Annotated in this window: 16 protein-coding genes; 10 read left to right on the top strand and 6 right to left on the bottom strand. The window is 72.2% G+C overall.

All coding sequences use genetic code 11. The annotated features are described in order from the left end of the window. Positions 1-67 precede the first annotated feature (67 nt). The 9 genes from ACIQVD_RS06455 to ACIQVD_RS06415 all read left to right on the top strand — a co-directional run bounded on the left by ACIQVD_RS06455 (position 68) and on the right by ACIQVD_RS06415 (position 13,472). The gene (locus ACIQVD_RS06455; RefSeq protein ID WP_402286411.1) at positions 68-2,215 is read left to right on the top strand and encodes a CHAT domain-containing protein; all 2,148 of its coding nucleotides are present in this window, start codon (positions 68-70) and stop codon (positions 2,213-2,215) included. A 156-nt stretch (positions 2,216-2,371) separates the two neighbouring features. Continuing rightward, positions 2,372-3,193: a hypothetical protein gene (locus tag ACIQVD_RS06450; RefSeq protein ID WP_402286409.1), complete on the top strand. Its 822-nt coding sequence runs from the start codon at positions 2,372-2,374 to the stop codon at positions 3,191-3,193. Then, on the top strand, positions 3,190-3,741 hold the full coding sequence (locus ACIQVD_RS06445; protein WP_402286406.1) for a hypothetical protein: 552 nt from the start codon (positions 3,190-3,192) through the stop codon (positions 3,739-3,741). The genes ACIQVD_RS06450 and ACIQVD_RS06445 overlap by 4 nt, the downstream gene beginning before the upstream one ends. Positions 3,742-3,885: 144 nt before the next feature. Beyond that, entirely contained in the window at positions 3,886-4,716 is an 831-nt protein-coding gene (locus ACIQVD_RS06440) for a TnsA-like heteromeric transposase endonuclease subunit (RefSeq protein WP_402286404.1), read from the top strand. After that, positions 4,716-6,977, top strand: coding sequence for a transposase (locus ACIQVD_RS06435; RefSeq protein WP_402286402.1), 2,262 nt, complete (start codon positions 4,716-4,718; stop codon positions 6,975-6,977). The genes ACIQVD_RS06440 and ACIQVD_RS06435 overlap by 1 nt, the downstream gene beginning before the upstream one ends. Continuing rightward, positions 6,974-8,224, top strand: coding sequence for an AAA family ATPase (locus ACIQVD_RS06430; protein ID WP_402286400.1), 1,251 nt, complete (start codon positions 6,974-6,976; stop codon positions 8,222-8,224). Before ACIQVD_RS06435 ends, ACIQVD_RS06430 begins: the two co-directional genes overlap by 4 nt. Further along, positions 8,221-10,083, top strand: a complete 1,863-nt coding sequence (locus tag ACIQVD_RS06425) for a TniQ family protein (RefSeq protein WP_402286398.1) — start codon at positions 8,221-8,223, stop codon at positions 10,081-10,083. The genes ACIQVD_RS06430 and ACIQVD_RS06425 overlap by 4 nt, the downstream gene beginning before the upstream one ends. A gap of 595 nt (positions 10,084-10,678) precedes the next feature. Further along, entirely contained in the window at positions 10,679-11,788 is a 1,110-nt protein-coding gene (locus ACIQVD_RS06420) for a ThiF family adenylyltransferase (protein ID WP_400681974.1), read from the top strand. Between the two features lie 295 nt (positions 11,789-12,083). After that, positions 12,084-13,472 carry an ABC1 kinase family protein gene (locus ACIQVD_RS06415; RefSeq protein ID WP_402286397.1) on the top strand — a complete coding sequence of 463 codons (1,389 nt, stop codon included), beginning with the start codon at positions 12,084-12,086 and terminating at the stop codon, positions 13,470-13,472. 99 nt (positions 13,473-13,571) lie between these two features. Here the strand turns inward: ACIQVD_RS06415 and ACIQVD_RS06410 are convergent, their stop codons facing one another. From ACIQVD_RS06410 to ACIQVD_RS06390, 5 genes are all read right to left on the bottom strand, one after another. Then, the gene (locus ACIQVD_RS06410; protein ID WP_100836441.1) at positions 13,572-14,642 is read right to left on the bottom strand and encodes a phosphotransferase; all 1,071 of its coding nucleotides are present in this window, start codon (positions 14,640-14,642) and stop codon (positions 13,572-13,574) included. A gap of 226 nt (positions 14,643-14,868) precedes the next feature. After that, positions 14,869-15,114, bottom strand: a complete 246-nt coding sequence (locus ACIQVD_RS06405) for a hypothetical protein (protein WP_030459980.1) — start codon at positions 15,112-15,114, stop codon at positions 14,869-14,871. 164 nt (positions 15,115-15,278) lie between these two features. Further along, the gene (locus tag ACIQVD_RS06400) at positions 15,279-15,647 is read right to left on the bottom strand and encodes a WhiB family transcriptional regulator (protein WP_100836442.1); all 369 of its coding nucleotides are present in this window, start codon (positions 15,645-15,647) and stop codon (positions 15,279-15,281) included. 170 nt (positions 15,648-15,817) lie between these two features. After that, positions 15,818-16,234, bottom strand: a complete 417-nt coding sequence (locus ACIQVD_RS06395; protein ID WP_400681980.1) for a hypothetical protein — start codon at positions 16,232-16,234, stop codon at positions 15,818-15,820. Between the two features lie 159 nt (positions 16,235-16,393). Next, positions 16,394-18,670: an ATP-dependent DNA helicase UvrD2 gene (locus ACIQVD_RS06390; protein WP_402286393.1), complete on the bottom strand. Its 2,277-nt coding sequence runs from the start codon at positions 18,668-18,670 to the stop codon at positions 16,394-16,396. 180 nt (positions 18,671-18,850) lie between these two features. Between ACIQVD_RS06390 and ACIQVD_RS06385 the strand changes: the two genes are divergently transcribed. Beyond that, positions 18,851-19,102 (top strand): mycoredoxin, encoded by a 252-nt coding sequence (locus ACIQVD_RS06385; RefSeq protein ID WP_111554167.1) that lies wholly within the window; start codon positions 18,851-18,853, stop codon positions 19,100-19,102. A 210-nt stretch (positions 19,103-19,312) separates the two neighbouring features. Here ACIQVD_RS06385 and ACIQVD_RS06380 read toward each other — a convergent pair whose 3' ends face one another. Then, positions 19,313-20,101: a GntR family transcriptional regulator gene (locus ACIQVD_RS06380; protein ID WP_402286390.1), complete on the bottom strand. Its 789-nt coding sequence runs from the start codon at positions 20,099-20,101 to the stop codon at positions 19,313-19,315. Between the last annotated feature and the right edge of the window lie 110 nt (positions 20,102-20,211).

Genomic DNA, 20,211 nt, shown 5'->3' with positions numbered 1-20,211 from the left:
CAACTCCCTTATTCAAAAGGTAGATTGGCCAGGTCATCGGTCGAGCGCACACAAGGTCCTCCACGTCATGCCGCTACCTCTGGAATTGCCCCCGCTGTATGCGGTCTTGTTCACCCCTGGCCCCAGAGAAGGCCGCGCCCAAGACACGTCGCCGTATGCCCCGGTCGTCTTTGAGCGGCAGGCCGACGCAGAGTCGACGGCGCCGCATGGCCTGGCCAAGTCCGTGGCCGCTGCGCTCCCCGGGCTCTGGTACTGCCTGCACCTTCCCGCCACGCTGCTGGACCTAGTCGACGCCCCCATCCGGAAGTTGAAGGCCGCTCAGCAGTTACTCCTCGACCACCACATCCTGATGGTGCCGATCGACTGCTTCGATTCGGACAGGGTCGGCTACCTCCTGCAAGGCCGTTACCCCGTCCTCACCGTCTGCCCGGACGAGCTGCTCGACGAGGCCCAGGAACGGGCCTCGTCACTGGGGTTCGCCCTGCCCACAACCCCCTACTCGCAGCTGAACGACAGCACCCTCGCCGCCCAATGGCACGCTATCCAGCAGCGCTACGCCCCCGAGCTGCCGGCACTCACCGGCGAGTTGTCCCTCACCCATCGCCTGGATCTGGCCCCGCTTACCCTGCCTCACCGCAGACTGGCCCGGCAGATGGGTTGGCCGACCACGGAGTCGACCGTTCAGGACACGGACACCAACCGGGCGTTCACCCAGGCCCTCAGAGGACAGATTCGCCTGGCCACCCTGGCCCGCCTCGAACGGGAGGGTGTCTCCTTCGAAGACGCCGAACGCCGCCTCCCCCAGACAGGCAAAGAGGAAGCCGCCAGGCTGAAAGTGCCGCTCGCGCTGGGCTTGCCCGGCGCGGCTCCCGCATACGCTCGCAACGCCTACAACAGCCAACTCCGGCAGCAGTTGGAACCGCAGCCCGCCGTCAGCCCAGACGACACCTGGTCTATCAACCTCCATAAACGCCCCGATCACCTGGTCGAACGAGCAGCCGTCGAGTTCGCAGTGACCCACCATGCCATCGCAAGTAGCGGGCTGGGCCTGATGCTGCCCACCGTACCCCGGGAGGCGTTCCTCGCTCTCGCTGACCTCGAACGGCATTTCATCGACGGCCCCGGCAGCGCCACCACCCGACGCCTGCTCGCCCGACTGAACGACACTGCTCGGCCACTATGGAGCGACGAACTGCGGGCCGCGATCGAACGCTCCCCGACCCTGACGGTGTTCTCCGACTTCCCACTCGGGCTGCTCACCATGCCCGGGGACACTTCCCCGCTGTGCACCCGCCTGCCTATCGCTTACCGGCCGCTCCAGCCGCTGACAAGGACGCTCCAGCTCCAGACCGCCGTCCCGCCGCCGCTCGGCCTAAACCATCACGTCAAGGTGCTGATCGCCGAGTGCATCCCCGTCAGCGACCGAATCGGGCGGCTTTCCCGCGAAGGCTGGCGGCTGGCCCGCCAGACTGCCATCCCCGACGCGCTCACCGTCGTCCAGGCCGAGACACTCACCCTCGACACCCTGCAGGAGGCGGTGGCCGAACACCGCCCTGACATCCTCATCCTCAGCGCGCACGGAACGATGGTCGGCAACCTTGCCGCACTCCAGGTCGGCGGCGCCTCACACCTGTTCCTGGGGATCCACCACATGCCCCCAGTAGTCATGCTCAGCGCCTGCCACGTTGCCCCGCGCGGCTCTGGGGCCGTAGCAATCACTGACCTGCTACTCCGAGAGGGCGCGTTGGCAGTTCTCGGTACCCAAGTCCCGGTCGACGTCCGGCACAACGCCACGCTGATGAACCGTTTCCTGATCTACCTCGCCGAAGGGATCGCCAAGCCCGGGCAGTTCGCCACCCTCTTGGACGTCTGGCATCACGTCCAGACCTCTAATGCGGTCAACGACATCCTCACCGCAACCCCAAAGCTCAGGAAGTGGGCTGCCAGCCCCACCGCCACCGGCCGTCCCGTGATCGAGGAATTCATGGCCACCCGCGCCACTGGCCGAATCCGCCGGGCACACGTCTACGAGGACACCGAACAAGTCCTCGGTGAAATCGCCGACGACCAGGGCCAAGGCTCCCTCATCCGCAACTGGTTCCGCAGCCCCGGCTACATCCCCGAGTCCCTCTTCTACGTCTTCGCCGGCCGCCCCGACCGAATCTTCCTTTCCTCCCTCCGCCAACACACCGAGCGAACCTTTGCCGTCGGCTAAGCCTGGAGGTCTATACGGGATAGAGCCGCTGGCTGTACAGACCGCATAGTTTGTGAACGTTACCAACAGCAACGACGCCGGGGCTGGTCACTGGCTTAGCAGCAGAAGCCTTGCGAACCCAGGTTCACAGCGTCGGCCCAGCGGTAACCTGGTCCCATGACCAACGTGCTCGACGCCGTCCTGCGCGACATCCATCCTGCAGACTGGGACCTCACTGCTGCAGCCCAGGAGGACATCGCGGGCCTCGTGATGCTCACCCCCGATGGCTCCGATGTGGACATCGATATACAGGCCACGGGCAACAACGGTCAGACCTGGCTCATCAGCTGCAAGCGCGCACCCGACACCTCCGCCGAGGGCTTTGACCGCGCCGCGGACCGCATCCTCACCAGCCTCTCGACGGAGCCCTCGAAACCGGACGCCGCCACACCCGCCTTCTTGCTGTTCTTCCTCCTCAAGGAAGCGACCCACGCCAACTGGGGTCATGCGACTCGCGGGATCGACTACGACCACTTGTGGGTCCGCCCGGCCGTCAGCGCCAAATTCGCATCGAAGTGCCGCCATGACATCGACATCTGGGATGCCAGCGCCAAGCTCGTATCGAAGTGGGACTCCGACTACGTGCAGGCCTGCTCGCTCTTCAGTGCCGCGTTCGCGTCGAAGCACTGCCACGACGACGATGCGGTCCCTGCGGCTGACCCGTTCAAGAAGCTCTTGGCCGACCTCCCCGATGGCGACTGGCACTGGCGCGGCCAGCTGTCCGATTTCGCTGCTGCAGGGCCACGTCGTCGCGCCCTGTGGAAATCCGTACATGTGCTCGATGCGTGCCATGGCGGCGAGGATCTGGACGAACCACTCGACGACAGTGACTACTTGGGGCGCGTCCACCAACCGCCCACGGCCGAGCAGGCCCGTCTGCTCTCAGCTCGCCTAAACGCCCCTGACGCCGCCTCCAGGAAGCTGCCGCCCCGCCGGTGAATACCCTCCTCGCCTGGCGCCCTGCCGCCGACACGCAGGGCGATCGCCTCGCCCTGCAATCCTTCGAGTGCACTACCCCCAGGCCGCCGTTCGGCGAGCCCCACCCCCGTCCGTGGGAATGGGAGGTCCAGGCCGGCATCCGCCACAAGATCCTCAAGGACACCGCGCGCCACGCGCATCTCGATCAGCGCCTGAAGCTGGCCTATGACACTGAGGGCCTGGCCGCCGTCGTCGCGCACGCCCGCTTGAATGGCTCCCCTGCTGAACTCGACGTCCCGCCCGGCGCTCCTGTCCGCCTTCTCATCGCGATCGCCGTCGCTCACCGGCACCGCTACAACGGCGGCGAGTTCGCCGATTACGCGTTCACCGAGGCCCTCTACGACATCCTCGACCGGGAGCCGGACGCCGACCGCATCTCGGTCACCGCCAAGATCGACTTCCGCAACCGGGCCAGCATGGCCATGGCCGAGCGCAATGGCCTCGAACTCGCCGTCCCCGGCTGCGAAGACGATCCGCTCGGCTGGTGGTTCATCAACCTCGAACGATGACGGGCGCGTTCGAGGGCCGGGCCTTCGCCTTCGGAGACGCCCTGCTTCCGGTCGCAGTCGCGCAAGCCCGAACCCGATTGTGACGTTTGCGAACTTTTTCGGAGTTCGGGCACGGCATGTCCGTGATGCTGATCAAGTAGTTCCATGGGTGCTTCGACGCGGCCGGTGATCCGCTCCGATTCGTGCGAGTTGGACGCGCTGTTCGTGCCGCATCCGGAAGACGGGCCAGTCCAGGGCGAGTTGGACCTGGCCGAGGGCTGGCGGCGGCGGTGGGTCACGTCGTGGCAGGTCGGTGGCGGGTCGGTGGCCTGGCCGGTGGGCGAGGTCGGCTCGGTGCCGCTGGGTTCGGCGGCGCCGGTGCGCGGGTTCACCTGGCGGGCCAGGCAGGGGCACCGGCCGGGCCTGCAGTTCATGGTTTCGACCGGTCGGCACCACGGGTTCGAGTCGCTGGAGGAGCAACGGCTGCTGCTCGCAATGGACTTCGCTGGGGCCGCAGACATGCTGGGCCAGCCGTTCGAGCTGGACTTCGAGCACCGAGGGGGCCGGGCCCGACACACCCCGGACTTCCTGGCGGTCCTGCCGGACGGGAACGCATGGCTGTTCGACGTGAGGCCGGCGGGGCTGGTCAAGCCGCTGGACGCCTTGAAGTTCGCGGCGGCCGGGCAGATGGCGGAGTCCTGCGGCTGGCGCTACTCGGTGGTGACCGGCTGGCGCCCGCACGTCCTCAGCGTCTTGGACTTCCTGTCGTCCCAGCGCCGTCCGCTGCGCGATCCGATGGGCCTTCAGGAGGAGTTGCTGGCCGCCGCCGCGGCCGGGCCGCTCGCCTTCGGGGAGTTGGTGGGGGCGACGAGACTGCCGGTGGTGGCCCGCGCGCACGCCGCTCACCTGCTCTGGCACCGGAAGCTGGCCACGGACTTAGGCAGTCCGATGGGCGACGGCTCGCCCGTCTGGCCCGCCACTTCGGGGAGGACGTGATGACCGGGCAGGGGCTGCGCGAGCTGGCGCCCGGCGGCCGGCTGGTGCTGAACGGGGTCGAGTGGACGGTCGAGTCGATCGAGCCGCACCTAGGCCGGCTCCGCCTGGTCCACGAGGACGGCAGGAGTGAGGAGCGGACGCTTCGCTGGCTGGTTCAACATCCCGACGTCCGCCCGACGCGCTCACCCGACCGGCCGCGACAGGGCGGCGGGCAGCCGCTGAGCCGGTCGGATCTTCCGGAGGGGCGGCTGCGGCAGACGATGGTCCGGGCCGAGCACGTGCGGGAGGCCGCGACCGGTTTCCGTGACGGCCACCCGCTGCGGGCCAGGCCGGGCGAGCCCCGGGCGGCCTACGACCCGCAGTGCACGACACTGACCGCGCGGCGGCGGGCGAAGGTCGAGGAGATCGCGGCGATCCCCGCGCACGAGGCGGAGATGCTCGGGTTGAAGGGGCTGGGCCTGCGGACACTGGAGGGCCTGACCGCGCTGGAGGGCGAGAGCCTGCTGCTGGCTTGCGCGGACGGCCGCTGGACGCGGCGGCTGACCGGCCGCTCCAGCGTCACCGAGGAGATCCGGCAGGCGGTCTTCGCGGTCAAGGAGGAATGCGACCTGCGGGCCCGGATCGGGATGCGGGCCAAGCACCGGCTGCTGCACCAGTTCGTCCACGAGATGTTCCCCGACTTCCCCGTCGACAAGATCCCCTCGCGCTGGACGCTGGCCAGGGTCTGGGAGGAGTGGTTCGGTCCGGGCGGTGGCCGGCAGCGCTACCTGCGGACAGCCCAGGCCGCGGCGGAGGCCGGTGTCGGGCGCCGGTTCGTGGTCCACCGGCCGGGCCAGGTCCTCGCGCTGGACTCGACGCCGCTGCCGGTGAAGCTGCGCGAGAGCGTGTTCGGCGAGCCGGTGAACGCGACGCTGACGCTGGGTCTGGACCTGTTCACGCACTCCTTGCCGGCGTTCCGGCTCACGCTGGGCTCGGACACGTCGGTGGACGTCGCGATGCTGCTGCGGGACGTGATGATGCCGCTGCCGATGCGGGAGGGCTGGGGCGAGGAGATGGCCTGGCCCTACCCGGGCGTCCCGGCGGAGATCATCGCCGAGTTCGCCGGCCACGACGTCGCCGGGCTGCCGTTCTTCGCGCCGGAGACGGTCACCACGGACCACGGCGGCCCCTACAAGAACCACGACCTGGTGGAGGCCGAGCGCGAGCTGGGCTGCAACATCCTGCCCGCGCGGGTGCTGCGGCAGACCGACAAGTTCGCGGTCGAGCGGGCCTTCGGCTCGGTCAAGACGATGCTGTTCGAGCACCTGCTGGGCTTCACCGGCACCGACGTCGCCGATCGTGGCGCCGACCCGGACGCCGACGCCTGCCTGACCCTCGCGCAGATGGAAGGGGTGATCGCACGCTGGATCGTGACCGTCTGGCAGACGCACCAGCTCGGCGAGTACGCGCCGGCCTGGGGCCCTGGTGAGGAGCACAGCCCCAACTCGCTGTTCGCCGCCGCGATGCACCAGGGCGGCTGGTCGATGCAGATCCCCGAGCCGGAGCTCTACTACAAGGTCCTGCGCAAGCACCACGTGAAGATCCACTCGCGCCGCGGGGTCCGGATCCTCGGACTCTGGTATCACGCCGATGTCCTGGAGCAGGAGCGTTTCCGGGGCCCGTCGCGGCGGGGCGGGACGCACGCCGGGAAGTGGGTGGTCCGCAGCGACCGGCGCGACCGCAGGCAGGTGTTCTTCCAGGACCCCGACGACCACGAGACCTGGCACACCCTGCGTTGGACGGGGCTGCCGCCCGAAGGCGAGGTCCCCGCGTTCTCCGACACGAGCGTGACACAGTTGCTGGAGCACGCCCGCCGCCAGGGACTGGCACCGCGTTCGGAGGACGAGCTGCTGCCGGTCCTGGTCGAGTTACTGTCGGCCACCACCCCCGTCGAGCAGTGGCCGACCCGGAAGACCTCCACGCGCAAGACCCCGGCCGCCGGCCGGCGGCAGCGCGCCGGCCGGGTCCGGGAGAACTCGCGCGGCCGCGCGGCCGAAGCCGACCGGTCCGGGGAGCGCGGCAGCGACCGGGCGACCGCCACCGTCGCGGTCCCCGCCTTCGGCCGAGCCGTCGATTCCTCCCGGCGCCGACGCCGGGAGGAATTGGGGCGGCGCGAGCCAGTCGCCCCTCCACTGCTGGACGACGCCCTGCGCGGCGGGGGCCTGTTCCTGCTGCCGGGTGGAGCAGACGACGCGAGCGCCCGGGCCGGGGATGGTTCATGAGCCACGACCTGCCCGACGGGCTGCCCTCGCGCGAGCGGATCGCGGAGCTGATCCTGCGGCCCCGCCCGCACCGGGACACCTTCGACGGCTGGCAGGACTTCCGGGCCCGCCGCGGCACCTTGCGACCGCCCGCAGCGCTGAGCGCCGACCGGTGGGGCCTGCTCCCGCCGAACCGGCGGGCGGATTACGACCTGTTCCGGCGGCTGACCAACGTGAACCTGCCGCTGCAGCAGACCCCGATGTCCCGGAAGGTCTCCCGGCTGATCAACCGGCGGCTGAACGGCAACGTGCTTAACCAGGACGACCCGACGCTGGCCGGCGTGATGGTCAGCGGCTCCGGCAACCACGGCAAGACCGCGACGGTCAGCAGCGTCACCGCGGCGTTCGAGGACACCTGGCTCGACCTGCACCGGCACCTGAACCCGAACGCCGTCGGGGGCACCTCGGACCTGCACGCCCCCATCGCCTACGTCCAGACCCCGGTCACGGCCAGCCCCAAGAGCCTCTGCCAGGCGATCTTGAACTTCTTCGGCCCGACGCCCGGGTCGCTGACGCTTCCCCAACTGGTCCGGCAGGTCGCCCTGTCGCTGCGGGACCACGGCGTCCGGGCCTTGGTCTTGGATGACATCAACCGCCTGCGCATGCACCGACAGGACGACCAGGACGTCCTGGACCTGATCCGGGCCCTGATGAGCTTCCAGGTCACGCTGGTCCTCACCGGTGTCAACATCCCCGGAATGGGACTGCTGCGGGAGGCGAAATGGGACCCCGGGGCACGACAGTGGGTGATGCCGCCGCTGGAGAGCACCCGCGTCCACGGCCTGGAAGTCACCCAGACCGAGCGCCGCTTCGAGATGGTCGAGCTGGACCGCTTCCACTACGGCACCGCCAAGGAGATCCAGGCGTTCACCGACCACCTCCGCGGCATCGAGGTCCACCTACGGCTCATGAACGCCGAGGCGGGCATGCTCACCGACGGCACCATGCCCGAATACCTGTTCCGCCGCAGCGGCGGCGTCGTCGGCATCCTGGGCCGACTGATCGCCGACGGCGCCCAGGAGGCCATGGACAGCGGACAGGAAGTCCTGGACGAGGACCTGCTCGACGAGATCGTGATCGGCCGGGAGGACCGCCCGACCGACACCGACCGGGAAGCCGAGCCACCGTCCTCCCGCGCCGAACGCCGCCGGGGCCGCAACACAGTCTTCGACGACCGCGGCACCCAGCCCGGGACGGCGACCGGATGACGCCGGCCACCGACAACCGGCCGCTCGCCCGGAGCCTGGTCCCGCTGCCCGACGAGGGCCTGCTCGGCTTCCTCCTCCGGCTAAGCCACCGCCTCGACGAGAGCCCGCTCCAGCTGGCCGGGCGCATCGGCCTGACCTGGCGGAGCGGCAAACGCTCCGCCGTCCCGCTCAGGTCCCTGCTGCAGTTGGAGGCACCGCTCCTACGAGATTTCGCGAAGGCCGCCCGGCTCGACGAGCGGAGCGCCGAGGACCTCACCCTGAAACCGTTCGCCAACCGCTACCCGCCGCTCGCCGACGCCCTAACCCCGGTTGGGGAAAGGGCTCCGCTCCCGCCCTGGCTCCGGCTCGAATCCACCCGCTTCTGCCCCCAGTGCCTGGCCGGCGACGGATCACCGATCCAGAACATGCACGGCGGCCCCTGGAAACGCCAGTGGCACCTGCCGGTCGTCTTCGCATGCCTCGACCACAACGCCTTCCTGCACCACGCCTGCCCCGACTGCGGACACGGCCCGCTCCAGTCCGGCGCCTCCTCCTGGGCCATCCCCATGACGGGCGTCCGAAACCTTCACCCGGCCCAGTGCCGCCGGGTGACGATCAAGTGGAGCAAGCAGGGCTGCGGCACCCGCCTCGACCAGGCACCGACGAACCTGCCCCCACTCACCCCCGACATCGCCGCGCTGCAGCAACACCTGCTCGACCAGTTGAAGACCACCGCCCCGGCCACCGCTACGCAGTTCTTCGCCGACCTGAGCTTCATCACCACCCTCATACTGGCCACCGGGATCAACCGCCCGGCTCCCGCCGGGCCGACCGGTCTGCTCGACTCGCTCGACACCCACATCGACACTCAGGACAAGACCGCCGCAGGCTGGCGGGCCGCGCGCTCCCGGCCCCGGATCCTCGACTCCTGGCGGCTCCTCCCCGAGTCCGCCCCCGCCACAGCCGCCCTCCTGAGCATGGCCGTCGACAGCCTGAACCTGCCCCTCCCGGACTTCCGCCACCAGGTCTTCGACCTGCTGAGCCATGCTCCAGACCACCGGCACCCACGATGGGGCAATATCTGGAGCTCGCGGGTTCACAAGGACTGTTCACCCTCCCGACGCAGGGAGTTCCTCACCGCCCTCGACAGGCGCTCGGAAGCACAGCGCACCGAACCACGACTGCTCGACGTCCGCCCGCGCGGCTTCTGGGCCGAACACGTCCCCCAGGAGATCCCCCTCGACTCGTTCACCCACCACTTCGGCCGCACCCCACGGCTCGGGACTCGACGAATTCTGACACTGCGGCGCGCGGTCGCGCTCCACCTCGTCATGTCCGTCGACCGCGTCGACCACCAGGAAGCAGCCCGCTTCCTGGGCATCCCCGCAGCCTGGCTCGACGACGACAACGAACTGCTGTCCGCCCAAGCCCTGCTCGCCCGGCCAGCCCACGACAACATCCGCGGCGGCCTGGAACGCTTCGGCCAGCACCTCGCGAACCTCCCGAAGCGGGAGAACTACAGCGCCCGAAGAAAACAGTTCGGCCTCTGGCACCTGAGGGGCTTCGAGCTGCAGCAGCTCCTGAACGACGCCCAAGTCCACCCTGCCGCGACCGCCGACCAACAACGGCTGCAGCACGACTGCCTGTCCGCCTACATCTGGTCCCGCCTGACCGGCAGCGAATGGCGCCTGGCCACGGTCATGCGCCCGCCTTACTCTCCGATCACCCGGCTCGCCAGAAAGTCCCCGGAAGAGACCAAGATCAGAAACCTGCAGATGGGCTTGAGCGGGCCAGCCATCCGGCTCGCCCGCTCCGCCGACGCCTTCGCCGACGCGCTCATCACCGACCATCTCGGCCAGCCCCTCACGCCCGGCCGCTGATGCGCTCGGGGCCTCAACCCGCAGCGCGCAGAACCACCCGTTCCCCCGTCGCGAGGCGGCCCCCCAGTCGGGCAACTTCGGCTCGGCCAGCGGGCGTCCGGCAACCAGCTGCCACTGCCGCGCGAGCTCCGTCTTCACCTCGTCGACCGGCTGGCCCTGGTGGGACGCCAGCACTGCGTCCAGCACCGCCTGCCACCGCGGAAGCTGCCTCTCGACCGCCTTCATTCCCTCCCGGCGGATCGCCCCGTGATTCAGCACGATCCGTGCGCCCATAACGGACCTCTCAACCTTCGAGGCTACTGACGCGCTCCGACAACCGATTGCCGTTCGACCCACCGTCAATCCTGCTGCTGAGCTACTCGGGTGACACTTTCACCGAGAGGCTCGACGTCAAGCACCGCCTGCCCCGCACTCTCAGTGATGTCACCCTCAGTCACGAAACTCGCAAAGTATTGTGCTCCACCCTCGCAAACTAACTTGCACCACCACTTGCGAGACCAGCGATTACTCCGAGCAGGCTCGCAAACTGCGGTGCTCCATCACAGCGGTCACCGGCGATCCCGACGCCGGGGTCCCGACCGTGGGAGGTACCCGCATGCGCCCCGTGATCAAGCCCGCCCTGTCCCGGCTCTGGCGGGAGAAGCAGACCCTGCAGTTCGGCACCGTACGGCGGCACGCCCGGCTGATCGAGGGTGTCGACCGCAAGCTGGCCGGCTTCCTGGAACTGATCGACGGCAGCCGGGACGGCCCCGCGCTGATCGCCGCCGGGCAGCGGCTCGGGCTGGGCGCCGAGTACTGCCGGGCGGTGCTCGACTCGCTCGGCCGCAGCGAGCTGCTGGACGACGCCCAGGCCCTGCGGGACGTGCTGGAGCTGTACCCACCCGCCCGGCGCGACCTGCTCGGCCCCGACCTGGCCTCGCTCTCCCTGGTGCACCCCGCGCCGGGCGAGGCCGCCGCCGTGCTGCACGGCCGGGTCCGGGCCCGGGTCGAGGTGCGCGGCGCCGGGCGGGTCGGGGCCGCCGTCGGGGCCGCGCTGGCGGCCGGCGGGATCGGCGAGGTCGCGGTGCTGGACCGCGGCCGGGTCGCCGCCCGGGACTGCCTGCCCGGCGGCCTGCCCCCGGGCGACATCGGGCGGCTGCGCTCCACCGCCGCCCGCGAGCTGGTGCACCGCGTCACCGGCGCCCCGGTGGGCGAGCGCTACCGGCGCCCGCCCGCCGCTCCCCCGCCGCCCACCCTGGTGGTGCTCGCCCCGAGGGACGGCTCCGCCGCGTACACCGGGGCCGCGGTGGACGCCCAGGAGCTGATGCGGGCCGGCGTCCCGCACCTGTACACCGGGGTGCTCGAACACCTCGGCGTGGTCGGCCCGCTGGTCGTCCCCGGCGCCTCCGCCTGCGGCAGCTGCGCGACCCTGGCCCGGCGCGACGAGGACGAGGCGTGGCCCCGGCTGCTGGCCCAGCTGATCGACGAGGGCCCCGGCCGGGCCCGCGTCCCGGCCTGCGACGGCGCGGTCGCGGCCTCGGTCGCGGGGCTCGCCGCGCTGCACGCCCAGCTGTACCTGGACGGGGTGCTGCCGCCGAGCGTGGACGGCTGGTGCGAGCTGTCCGCCGCCGACGGCATGGTCCGGCGGCTGCGGCTGCGCAGCCACCCGGACTGCGGTTGCCTCTGGCAGTCCGCCACACCGGGGCGAACGGGCACAATGGCCTAGGACGAGCCCTGGGGCCCGTCCGGCAGCCCGCGAGCCCGATCCGTCGCCACCCGTCCCGGTGCACCGCTTCCGGAGGCCGGGCGGGCGGCGGCCGTCGGGGCCGGAGCCGCCGGGCGGGTCCGGGAGCGCCGCTGTACCGACCGCCGGCGGGGCGCCGGTCGGTCCGGAGGATCAGGAGGTCCGGTGAGCGATCTACCGCGCAAGGCAAGGACCGGCCCGGCCCGGCCGGTCGCCCACCCGTGCGCCGGGGCGGCTCCGGCCACCGCCGGCCGCACCGTCCGGACGGAGGCGGCGGATGTCTGACATGCCGCGCAAGGCGGTCTCCCGGACGGCCCGGCTGGCGGCCCTGCCGCTGAGCTTCGCCGGGCGGGCCACCCTCGGCCTGGGCAAGCGCCTGGGCGGACGGCCCGCGGAGGAGGTGGCGGCCGAGCTCCAGGCCCAGACCGCGGAGCAGCTCTTCGCCACCCTCGGCAAGTTGAAGGGCGGTGCGATGAAGTTCGGGCAGGCCATGTCGGTCTTCGAGTCCGCCCTCCCGGAGGACGTCGCGGGCCCCTACCGGGCCGCGCTCACCAAGCTCCAGGAGTCCGCCCCGGCGATGCCGACCCGCACCGTGCACGCGGTGCTGGCCGCCGACCTCGGGGAGGACTGGGCCGACGGCTTCCGCTCCTTCTCCGACCAGCCGTCCGCCGCCGCCTCGATCGGCCAGGTGCACCGCGCCGTCTGGAAGGACGGGCGGGACGTCGCGGTCAAGATCCAGTACCCGGGCGCGGGCGACGCCCTGCTCAGCGACCTGAGCCAGCTCTCCCGGGTGGCCCGGATGCTGGGCCCGCTGATCCCGGGCGTGGACATCAAGCCGCTGATCGCCGAGCTGCGCGAGCGGGTCACCGAGGAGCTGGACTACGGGCTGGAGGCGGAGTCCCAGCAGCTGCACGCCCAGGAGTTCGCCGGGGACGCCGACATCGTGGTGCCCCGGGTGGTGGCCCAGTCCGGGCGGGTGCTGGTCACCGAGTGGCTGGAGGGCAAGCCGCTCTCCCAGGTCGTCTCGGACGGCACCCGGGCCGAGCGAGACCGGGCCGGGCAGCTGCTCGCCCGCTTCCTGTTCGCCGGTCCGAGCCGCACCGGCCTGCTGCACGCCGACCCGCACCCCGGCAACTTCCGGCTGGTCAAGACCGGCCGCACCGCCGCGAGTTGGAAGCTGGGCGTGCTCGACTTCGGCACCGTCGACCGCCTCCCCGGCGGTCTGCCCCGCACGATCGGCACCTCACTGCGACTGGCCCTGGCCGGGGACGCCGGGGCGGTGTACGACCTGCTCAGGCAGGAGAACTTCGTCCGTCCCGGCATCTCGCTCGACCCGGACGCGGTGCTCGACTACCTGCTCCCGATCATCGAGCCCACCCGCGCCGAGCAGTTCACCTTCAGCCGCCCGTGGATGCGCACCCAGGCCGCCCGGATCGCCGACCCGCGCTCCCCCGCCTACAACCTCGGCAAGCAGCTCAACCTCCCGCCCTCCTACCTGCTGATCCACCGCGTCACCCTCTCCACCATCGGCGTCCTGTGCCAGCTCGGCGCCACTGTCCGCCTGCACGAGGAGCTGCTCCGCTGGCTGCCCGGCTTCGCCGGACCGGGGAACGGGCCGGAGACGGGGCCGGCAGCCGGGCCGGAGACGGGGCCGGAAGCCGACTGAGCCGACGCCCGGGCATCCGCGCCTCCGGGCGTCCGGAGGCGCGGGTGCCCGGGCTCCGGCCGGCGCTCGCGGGCGGCGGGTTCGCGGGTTCGCGGGCGGTCAGGCCCGTTCGGCGGGGAGCGGGGTGGCGGTGGGCCAGGCGGTGCGGGCGCGGGCGGCCAGGGTGGCGCAGAAGCGGCCGAAGACCGGGAGGGCGGTGTCGGCGTCGGCGAGTTCGGCGACCACCCGCAGGCGGTGCAGGAGGCGGCGGCGGGCGGTGGCGTTGCCCCAGGTCCAGTCGCCGTGGTGGAGGCGGGACAGGTGGTCGGCGGTGCCGCGTTCGGCCTTGGGGACGAGGGCGTCGCCGCGCAGCAGCCAGCCGGCGCAGGCGTCGGCGAGTTCGGCGGGGGTGGCGGCCTCGGTGCCGGTGGCCGCGCGCCAGGCGGTGCGGTAGGCGGCCTCGGCCTCGGCCAGCACGGCGGCGGGCGGGGCGGTGGAGCACCAGCAGGTGGGGAAGCCGATCCGCAGGTAGGCGAACTCGACGGCGCCCGGGCCGAGCGCGGACTGCTCGAAGTCGACGAACCGGACGCCGTCGGCGGTGTGCAGGTCGTTGCCGGGGCAGGGGTCGCCGTGCAGCAGCGCGTGCCGGACGGGGGTGGCGGAGAGCCGGTCGAGCAGTGCCTCGGCCTCGGCGCGGGCGCCGGGCGGGGCCGGGACGTCGAGGATCCGGGCCAGGGCGATGAAGCAGCCGAGGTCGCGCCCGGTCGGGCCGGTCCAGGCGGGCAGGTCGGTGGCGGGGGCCGTCCCGGCGAGGTCCTGGAGGTCGGCGGGGGCGCTGGCGTGCAGCCCGGCCAGCGCGGTGGCGTACTCGCGCTGCCAGTCGGGGCCCGGGGTGCGGTCCTCCAGGCGTTCCAGCACCAGCAGGCGGGCGGCCGGGTCGGCGCCGAGCAGGGCGGGCGCCACCGGGCGGCCGGGCCGGCCGGGCCGGGCGGCGAGGGAGAGCCCGGCCGCCTCGCGGGCGTAACGGCCGTCGGCCCCGGGCGAGTCGACCAACTGCTTGACCACCACGGGGCGGCCGGAGAGCTCGGCCCGCCAGACCCGGGAGCGCGGGCTGCTGACCAGGCGGCGGACCTTGCGCGGCGGGCCGAGTTCGGCGCGCAGCCGCTCGCCGAGCGGGAGGGAGGACCACATGGGGGCCATCCTTGCACGACCTGTTCGAGCGGCGAACAGCAGTACGGAACCCTGGAGTTGGACGCCCGACACCCGGGCCCGGCGGGGGCCCCGGGAGCCGCAGAAGCCCCGGAGGCGGCGGGAACGCGCCGACGGCCGGCTCCCCGGGGGCGGGGAGTCGGCCGTCGGCGTTCAGGGGTGGGTCACCGGCGGGGCCTCGCGGCCGGCCGGCGGGGTGGAGCGTCCGTCACATCAGGGCGACGGCGAGGGCCTTGCGGGCGCGCAGCGAGGCACGTTCGGCCCGGCGGCGCAACCGCGCCGCGCGCAGCACCCGCAGGCCGAGGCGTTGCTCCTCGGCCTCGTGGAGGCGTTGCTGCATATGCGCGCGCGCCAGGGATTCTTGGAGGAGATTCATCTCGAGGGTCCTGTTCTGGATCTGAAGTTCGGTGGTCTGCTCGGAGCGGACGGTCGGATCGATGCCGGCGGGGTTCATGTGGTGGTCCTGCTCGTGGTGCGTGGTCGGGAAGGGACGGGTCAGTTCTGCGTCGGCCTTGGCGGCCGCGATGCGTACCGAGTGGCGCAGAGCGGTGTCCAGCGGGGGCTGCTCTCCCCTGCGGACGGCTCCGGTGCCGCTGCGGTCGGCCCTGGCTGCGGGGTTCACGCCATGACCTCGGTCTTGCGCGGACGGCCACGCGGGCGCTTCCGGGCGACGACGACGCCCTGCACGAAGAGCTCGCCGCCCCAGACGCCCCAGGGCTCGCGGCGCTCCAGGGCACCGGTGAGACAGGCGGCCTTGACGGGGCAGGTGCCACACAGCGACTTGGCGTACTCGACGTCCGCGGGGGTCTCCGCGAAGAAGACCTCCGGGTCGAAGGCCCGGCACGGGATGGGGAGCCCGAGCGAGTCAGCCTCGTCGATGGCGGTGAGCTGCATGAGTGTTACCTCCGGGGGGTGGGCCTGGTCGGCCTTGACGGTCTTGTCGGTCGGTACGGACGGGAGGGGCGGCGGTGTGATGACCGTGGACACTGTGGGCGTCTTCCTCGTCTTCGATGTGGATCCGGCCGTTCCGTGGTGCGGAGCGGTCCGGAGGCCCCGGGGGGCCTGGGTGGTCTTGCGTACCGGACAAAACAGAAGGGCCGCGGAACCCGGTTGCTGGGTTTCCGCGGCCCTGGAGGCACCGCCCGTGACTGGTTCAGTCAGGGTCGTTCGCTCCAGGGTCCAGGCCCGCGAAAAGCCTGCTTCCGGCCGGCCTCGGCGCCGTGGACGGCGGCTTCGGCCAGGGAGATCTGCTGGTCCTGCTTGTTGCTTCCGGCACCGATGACCGCGGCATAGCGCCCATGCAGGGCCTCTGCCACTACTGCCTTCGGTGCCTTGGTCGGTCGCTCGTCGGACAGCGAAATGCCGCCGCCGAACGTCGCCCAGTCACGGGAGAGACCTGCCTCGACACGGGTGGCCACAGCATTGCCGAGATCACTGACAAGGCAGTGCTCGGACAGCAGGACTCCGGCGTCGCCGCCGGCCGTGCCGAGACCCAGACCCGAAGCGCTGACGCGCGAGGGCATGGCGAGGGTGGTCATCAGGTCGGTCACTTTGGTGATCATCTTGGTCTCCACTGAACTCGCCTCCTCTCGGCGTCTCGCGGCACCCGGTCGCCCGGGCTCCGATATCTGGTTGATGGTCAGTGCACGCAGAAACAAGCCCTCTGCGAGCTTCGCGGCCTCGTCCCCTTGACCGCTCCGGCAGGCTATTGCGCCGTCCATGCGGCGCGCAAACTATTTTTCCGGCGAGTTCTCAGCCTGGTTCTCAGCTTCGCCCTCGGACGGGGCGGGCTCCGGTTCGCGGTCGGTCTCCCCCACCGGCTCCGGACTCTCCCCCGCACACAACAAGAGCACGTCGGAGCCGTACTTGTCCAGCTTCATGGCGCCCACTCCGGAGATCCGGGACAGCTCCGCGAGGCTGCCCGGCACGTCCTCCGCGATGGCCGTCAGGGTGGCGTCGGTGAACACCACGTAGGCCGGGGCGCCCTGCTCCCTGGCCTTGACCGAGCGCCACTCGCGCAGCCGCTCGTAGAGCGCCTCGTCCATCGTGGACGGGCAGCCCTCGCAGCGGCGGAGCTTGCGCTCGACGGCGTCGGTCAGGGTGCGCTCGCAGACCCGGCACTTGACCGGGCCGCGCGCCCGGCGCGCGGCGGAGCGCTCCGCGCCCGGCTCGACGCCCCCGCGCCCGCCCCGGGTGCGCGCGCCGGGGCCGGAGGAGCCGGGGCGCAGGCCGTCCAGGAAGCGGGTGGGCTTGCGGGAGGCGCGGCCGCCCGGGGAGCGGGAGAGCGACCAGGAGAGGGTCAGGAAGCGGCGGGCCCGGGTGACGCCGACGTAGAGCAGCCGGCGCTCCTCCTCGACCTGCTCGTCGGTCTTGGCGTAGATGATCGGCAGCGTGCCCTCGCTCAGGCCGACCAGGAACACCGCGTCCCACTCCAGGCCCTTGGCGGCGTGCAGCGAGGCGAGCGTGACGCCCTCGACGGCGGGGGCGTGCTGGGCGGCGGCCCGGGCGTCCAGCTCGGCGACGTAGGCGGCGAGGTCGGCCGGAGCCCCGGCGGACCGGCGGGCGGCCTCGAACTCCTCGGCGAGGCGGACCAGCGCGTTCAGCGACTCCCAGCGCTCGCGGACGGCGCCGGAGCCGGCCGGCGGGGCGGCCGCGAAGCCGCGGGTGGCGAGCACCGCGCGGACCTGGGCGGCGAGGTCGGGCGCGCCGGAGGTCAGCGGGTCGTCGGCGGCCCGGGCGGCGCCCTTGAGCAGCACGCCGGCCTCGCGGACCTCGGGGCGCTCGAAGAACCGCTCGGCGCCCTTGAGCTGGTAGGCGATGCCGAGGTCGGCGAGGGCCTGCTCGTACACCTCGGACTGGCCGTTGGTGCGGAACAGCACGGCGACCTCGCTGGCCCGGACGCCGGTGCCGAGCAGGTCGCGGATCAGGCGGGCGGTGGACTCGGCCTCGGTCGGCTCGTCCGGGTACTCGCGGTAGACCGGCTCGGGGCCGGCCTCGCGCTGGGAGACCAGCTCCAGCCGGTGCTGGGCGGCCTGGCCGCGGGCCTGCGCGAGCAGCCCGTTGGCCAGGTGGACCACCTGCGGGGTGGAGCGGTAGTCCCGGACCAGCTTGACCACGGTGGCCTCGGGGTGCCGGTGCCGGAAGTTCAGCAGGTGGTCGGGGGTGGCGCCGGTGAAGGAGTAGATGGTCTGGCTGGCGTCGCCCACGACGCAGAGGCTGGCGCCGCCGTCGGAGCCCGTCCACTGCTCCAGCAGGCGCTGCTGGAGCGGGGAGACGTCCTGGTACTCGTCGACGGTGAAGTGCCGGTACTGGGAGCGGACCTGGTCGGCGATCTCCGGCCGGTCCTCCAGGACGGCGGCGGTGAGCAGCAGCACGTCCTCGAAGTCGATCAGGCGGCGCTGCTGCTTGGCGTGCTCGTAGGCGGCGTAGACCCGGGCGATCTCCGCCGGGTCGCGCGGGGCCTCGCGGCCGGACTTGGCGAGGGCGGCCGGGTAGTCGTCGGGGACGACCTGGGTGACCTTGGCCCACTCGACCTCGGCGGTCAGGTCGCGCAGTTCGGTGCGCTGGACGCGCAGGCCGCTGCGGCCGGCCGCCTCGGCGACCAGCTGGACCTTGCGCTCCAGCAGCCGGGGGAACTCGCCGCCGATGGCCCGCGGCCAGAAGTACTGGAGCTGGCGCAGGGCGGCCGAGTGGAAGGTGCGGGCCTGCACGCCGTCGGCGCCGAGCTGGCGCAGCCGGCCGCGCATCTCGCCGGCCGCGCGGGCGGTGAAGGTGACGGCGAGGACCTGCGCGGGGTGGTAGACGCCGCTGCGCACGCCGTAGGCGATCCGGTGGGTGATGGCGCGGGTCTTGCCGGTGCCGGCGCCGGCCAGCACGCAGACCGGGCCGTGCAGGGCGGTGGCCACGGCGCGCTGCTCGGGGTCGAGCCCGGCCAGCACCGCGTCCGCCCCGGCGGGGGCGTGGCCGTACTGCGGGTGGGGGCCGTCGAGCCCGAGGAGGTCTTCCTGCATGCCCTCCATCCTCGCAGGCGGGCCGGACAGTTCGGACGGGGTTGTCCACAGGCGGTCCGAGGTGGTCGGATCGTCACACCGTCACCCGCCCCGGAATGGGCCGGGGCCGCCGGACGTTGCACCGGGCGGCCGTCCGGCCACCGTCCGGCCACCGTCCGTCGACCGAAGGAGTCCCCCGCCATGTCCGGCACCGTCACGATGTACAGCACGACCTGGTGCGGCTACTGCAACCGCCTCAAGAGCCAGCTGGACCGCGAGGGCATCGCCTACACCGAGGTCAACATCGAGCAGGACCCGGCCTCGGCGTCCTACGTGGAGTCGGTGAACGACGGCAACCAGACGGTGCCGACGGTCGTGGTGGTCTCCGCCTCCGGGGAGCAGAGCGTGATGACCAACCCGAGCCTGCGGCAGGTCCAGTCCGCGCTGGCCTGATCGAATTCGGTCCCGATCCGATCATTACCGGTCCAATCCCGGTCGTCGGCGGTCGAATTCCGGCTGAATGTCAACCGGGGCCCGGTCGAATTCCGCCGGAGTTCCGACCGGTACTGATCGGAATTCCGGCCCGGCGGCCGGAACGGCGCGGGCCGGCATTCCGCCGCGGCACGCCGGGCGGCCGGACCGGGGCGGCGCCCGGCTGCCGGTTCAGCCGCCCGCCGCGGTGTCGCCGAGCTCGTAGAGCAGCCGGGCCCGGTCGGCCGCGTAGCGGGTCTCCACCACCCGGATCGGGCCGCGCCGGTCGCTGCTGATCCGGGTGTTGACCAGCAGCGGCACGCCCGGGCCGAGGCCGAACCAGGCGGCCTCGGCCGGGTCGGGCATCCGGGCGGTGAGGTGGTCGGTGGCGGAGGTCTCGGTCCGGCCGAGCTGCGCCAGTATCCGCTCGTCGCCGCCGGGGACGGGCCGGTCCTGCATCAGCGGGGTGCCGGCGGCCAGCCCGGCCCGGTAGTGGCTCTCCTCGATGGCGTAGGGCTCCCGGTCGACCCGGCAGAGCTGACGGCGCATCATCACGGTGTCCTCGGGGCGCAGTCCGAGCCAGGCGGCGACGTCCCGGCGGGCCCGGACGGCGGCCACCTCGAAGTCCACGGTGAGCTGCCGCCCGGCGGCGGCGGCCTCGGCGGCGTACACCTCGCCGCTGGGGGTGAGCGGTTCGCGGCGGGCCTGCCGGGGCGGGCGGGCGTGCACCCGGTGGTCGTGCCGGGAGGGCTCGCGCAGGTAGGTGCCCTTGCCCTGGACGCGCACCACCCGGCCCTCGTTGACCAGCACGTCCACGGCCAGCCGGACGGTGTTGCGGGCCACCCCGTACTGCGCCTCCAGCTCGGTCTCGACCGGGAGGCGGCCGCCGCCCTCCCACTCGCCGGACTCGATGCGCCGGCGCAGGTCGGTGGCGAGCTGCTGGTACTTGGGCGCGGGGGCGGCGCGGCGGTGGATCGTCACGCGAGTGAATGTAGCCAGTGGGCTCGCGCGGTTTCAGCGGAATGCGACAACCGTGCCGGGGAACGGAGTTCGGGAAACCCCGCCGGAACGTTCCGGGTGCGCCCGAACCA

The sequence above is a fragment of the Kitasatospora sp. NPDC090308 genome (assembly GCF_044769485.1).
In the GTDB taxonomy this organism is placed as follows: domain Bacteria; phylum Actinomycetota; class Actinomycetes; order Streptomycetales; family Streptomycetaceae; genus Kitasatospora; species Kitasatospora fiedleri.
The sequence above is the reverse complement of the archived record's forward strand: the minus strand, read 5'-3'. Positions and strand labels throughout refer to the sequence as shown.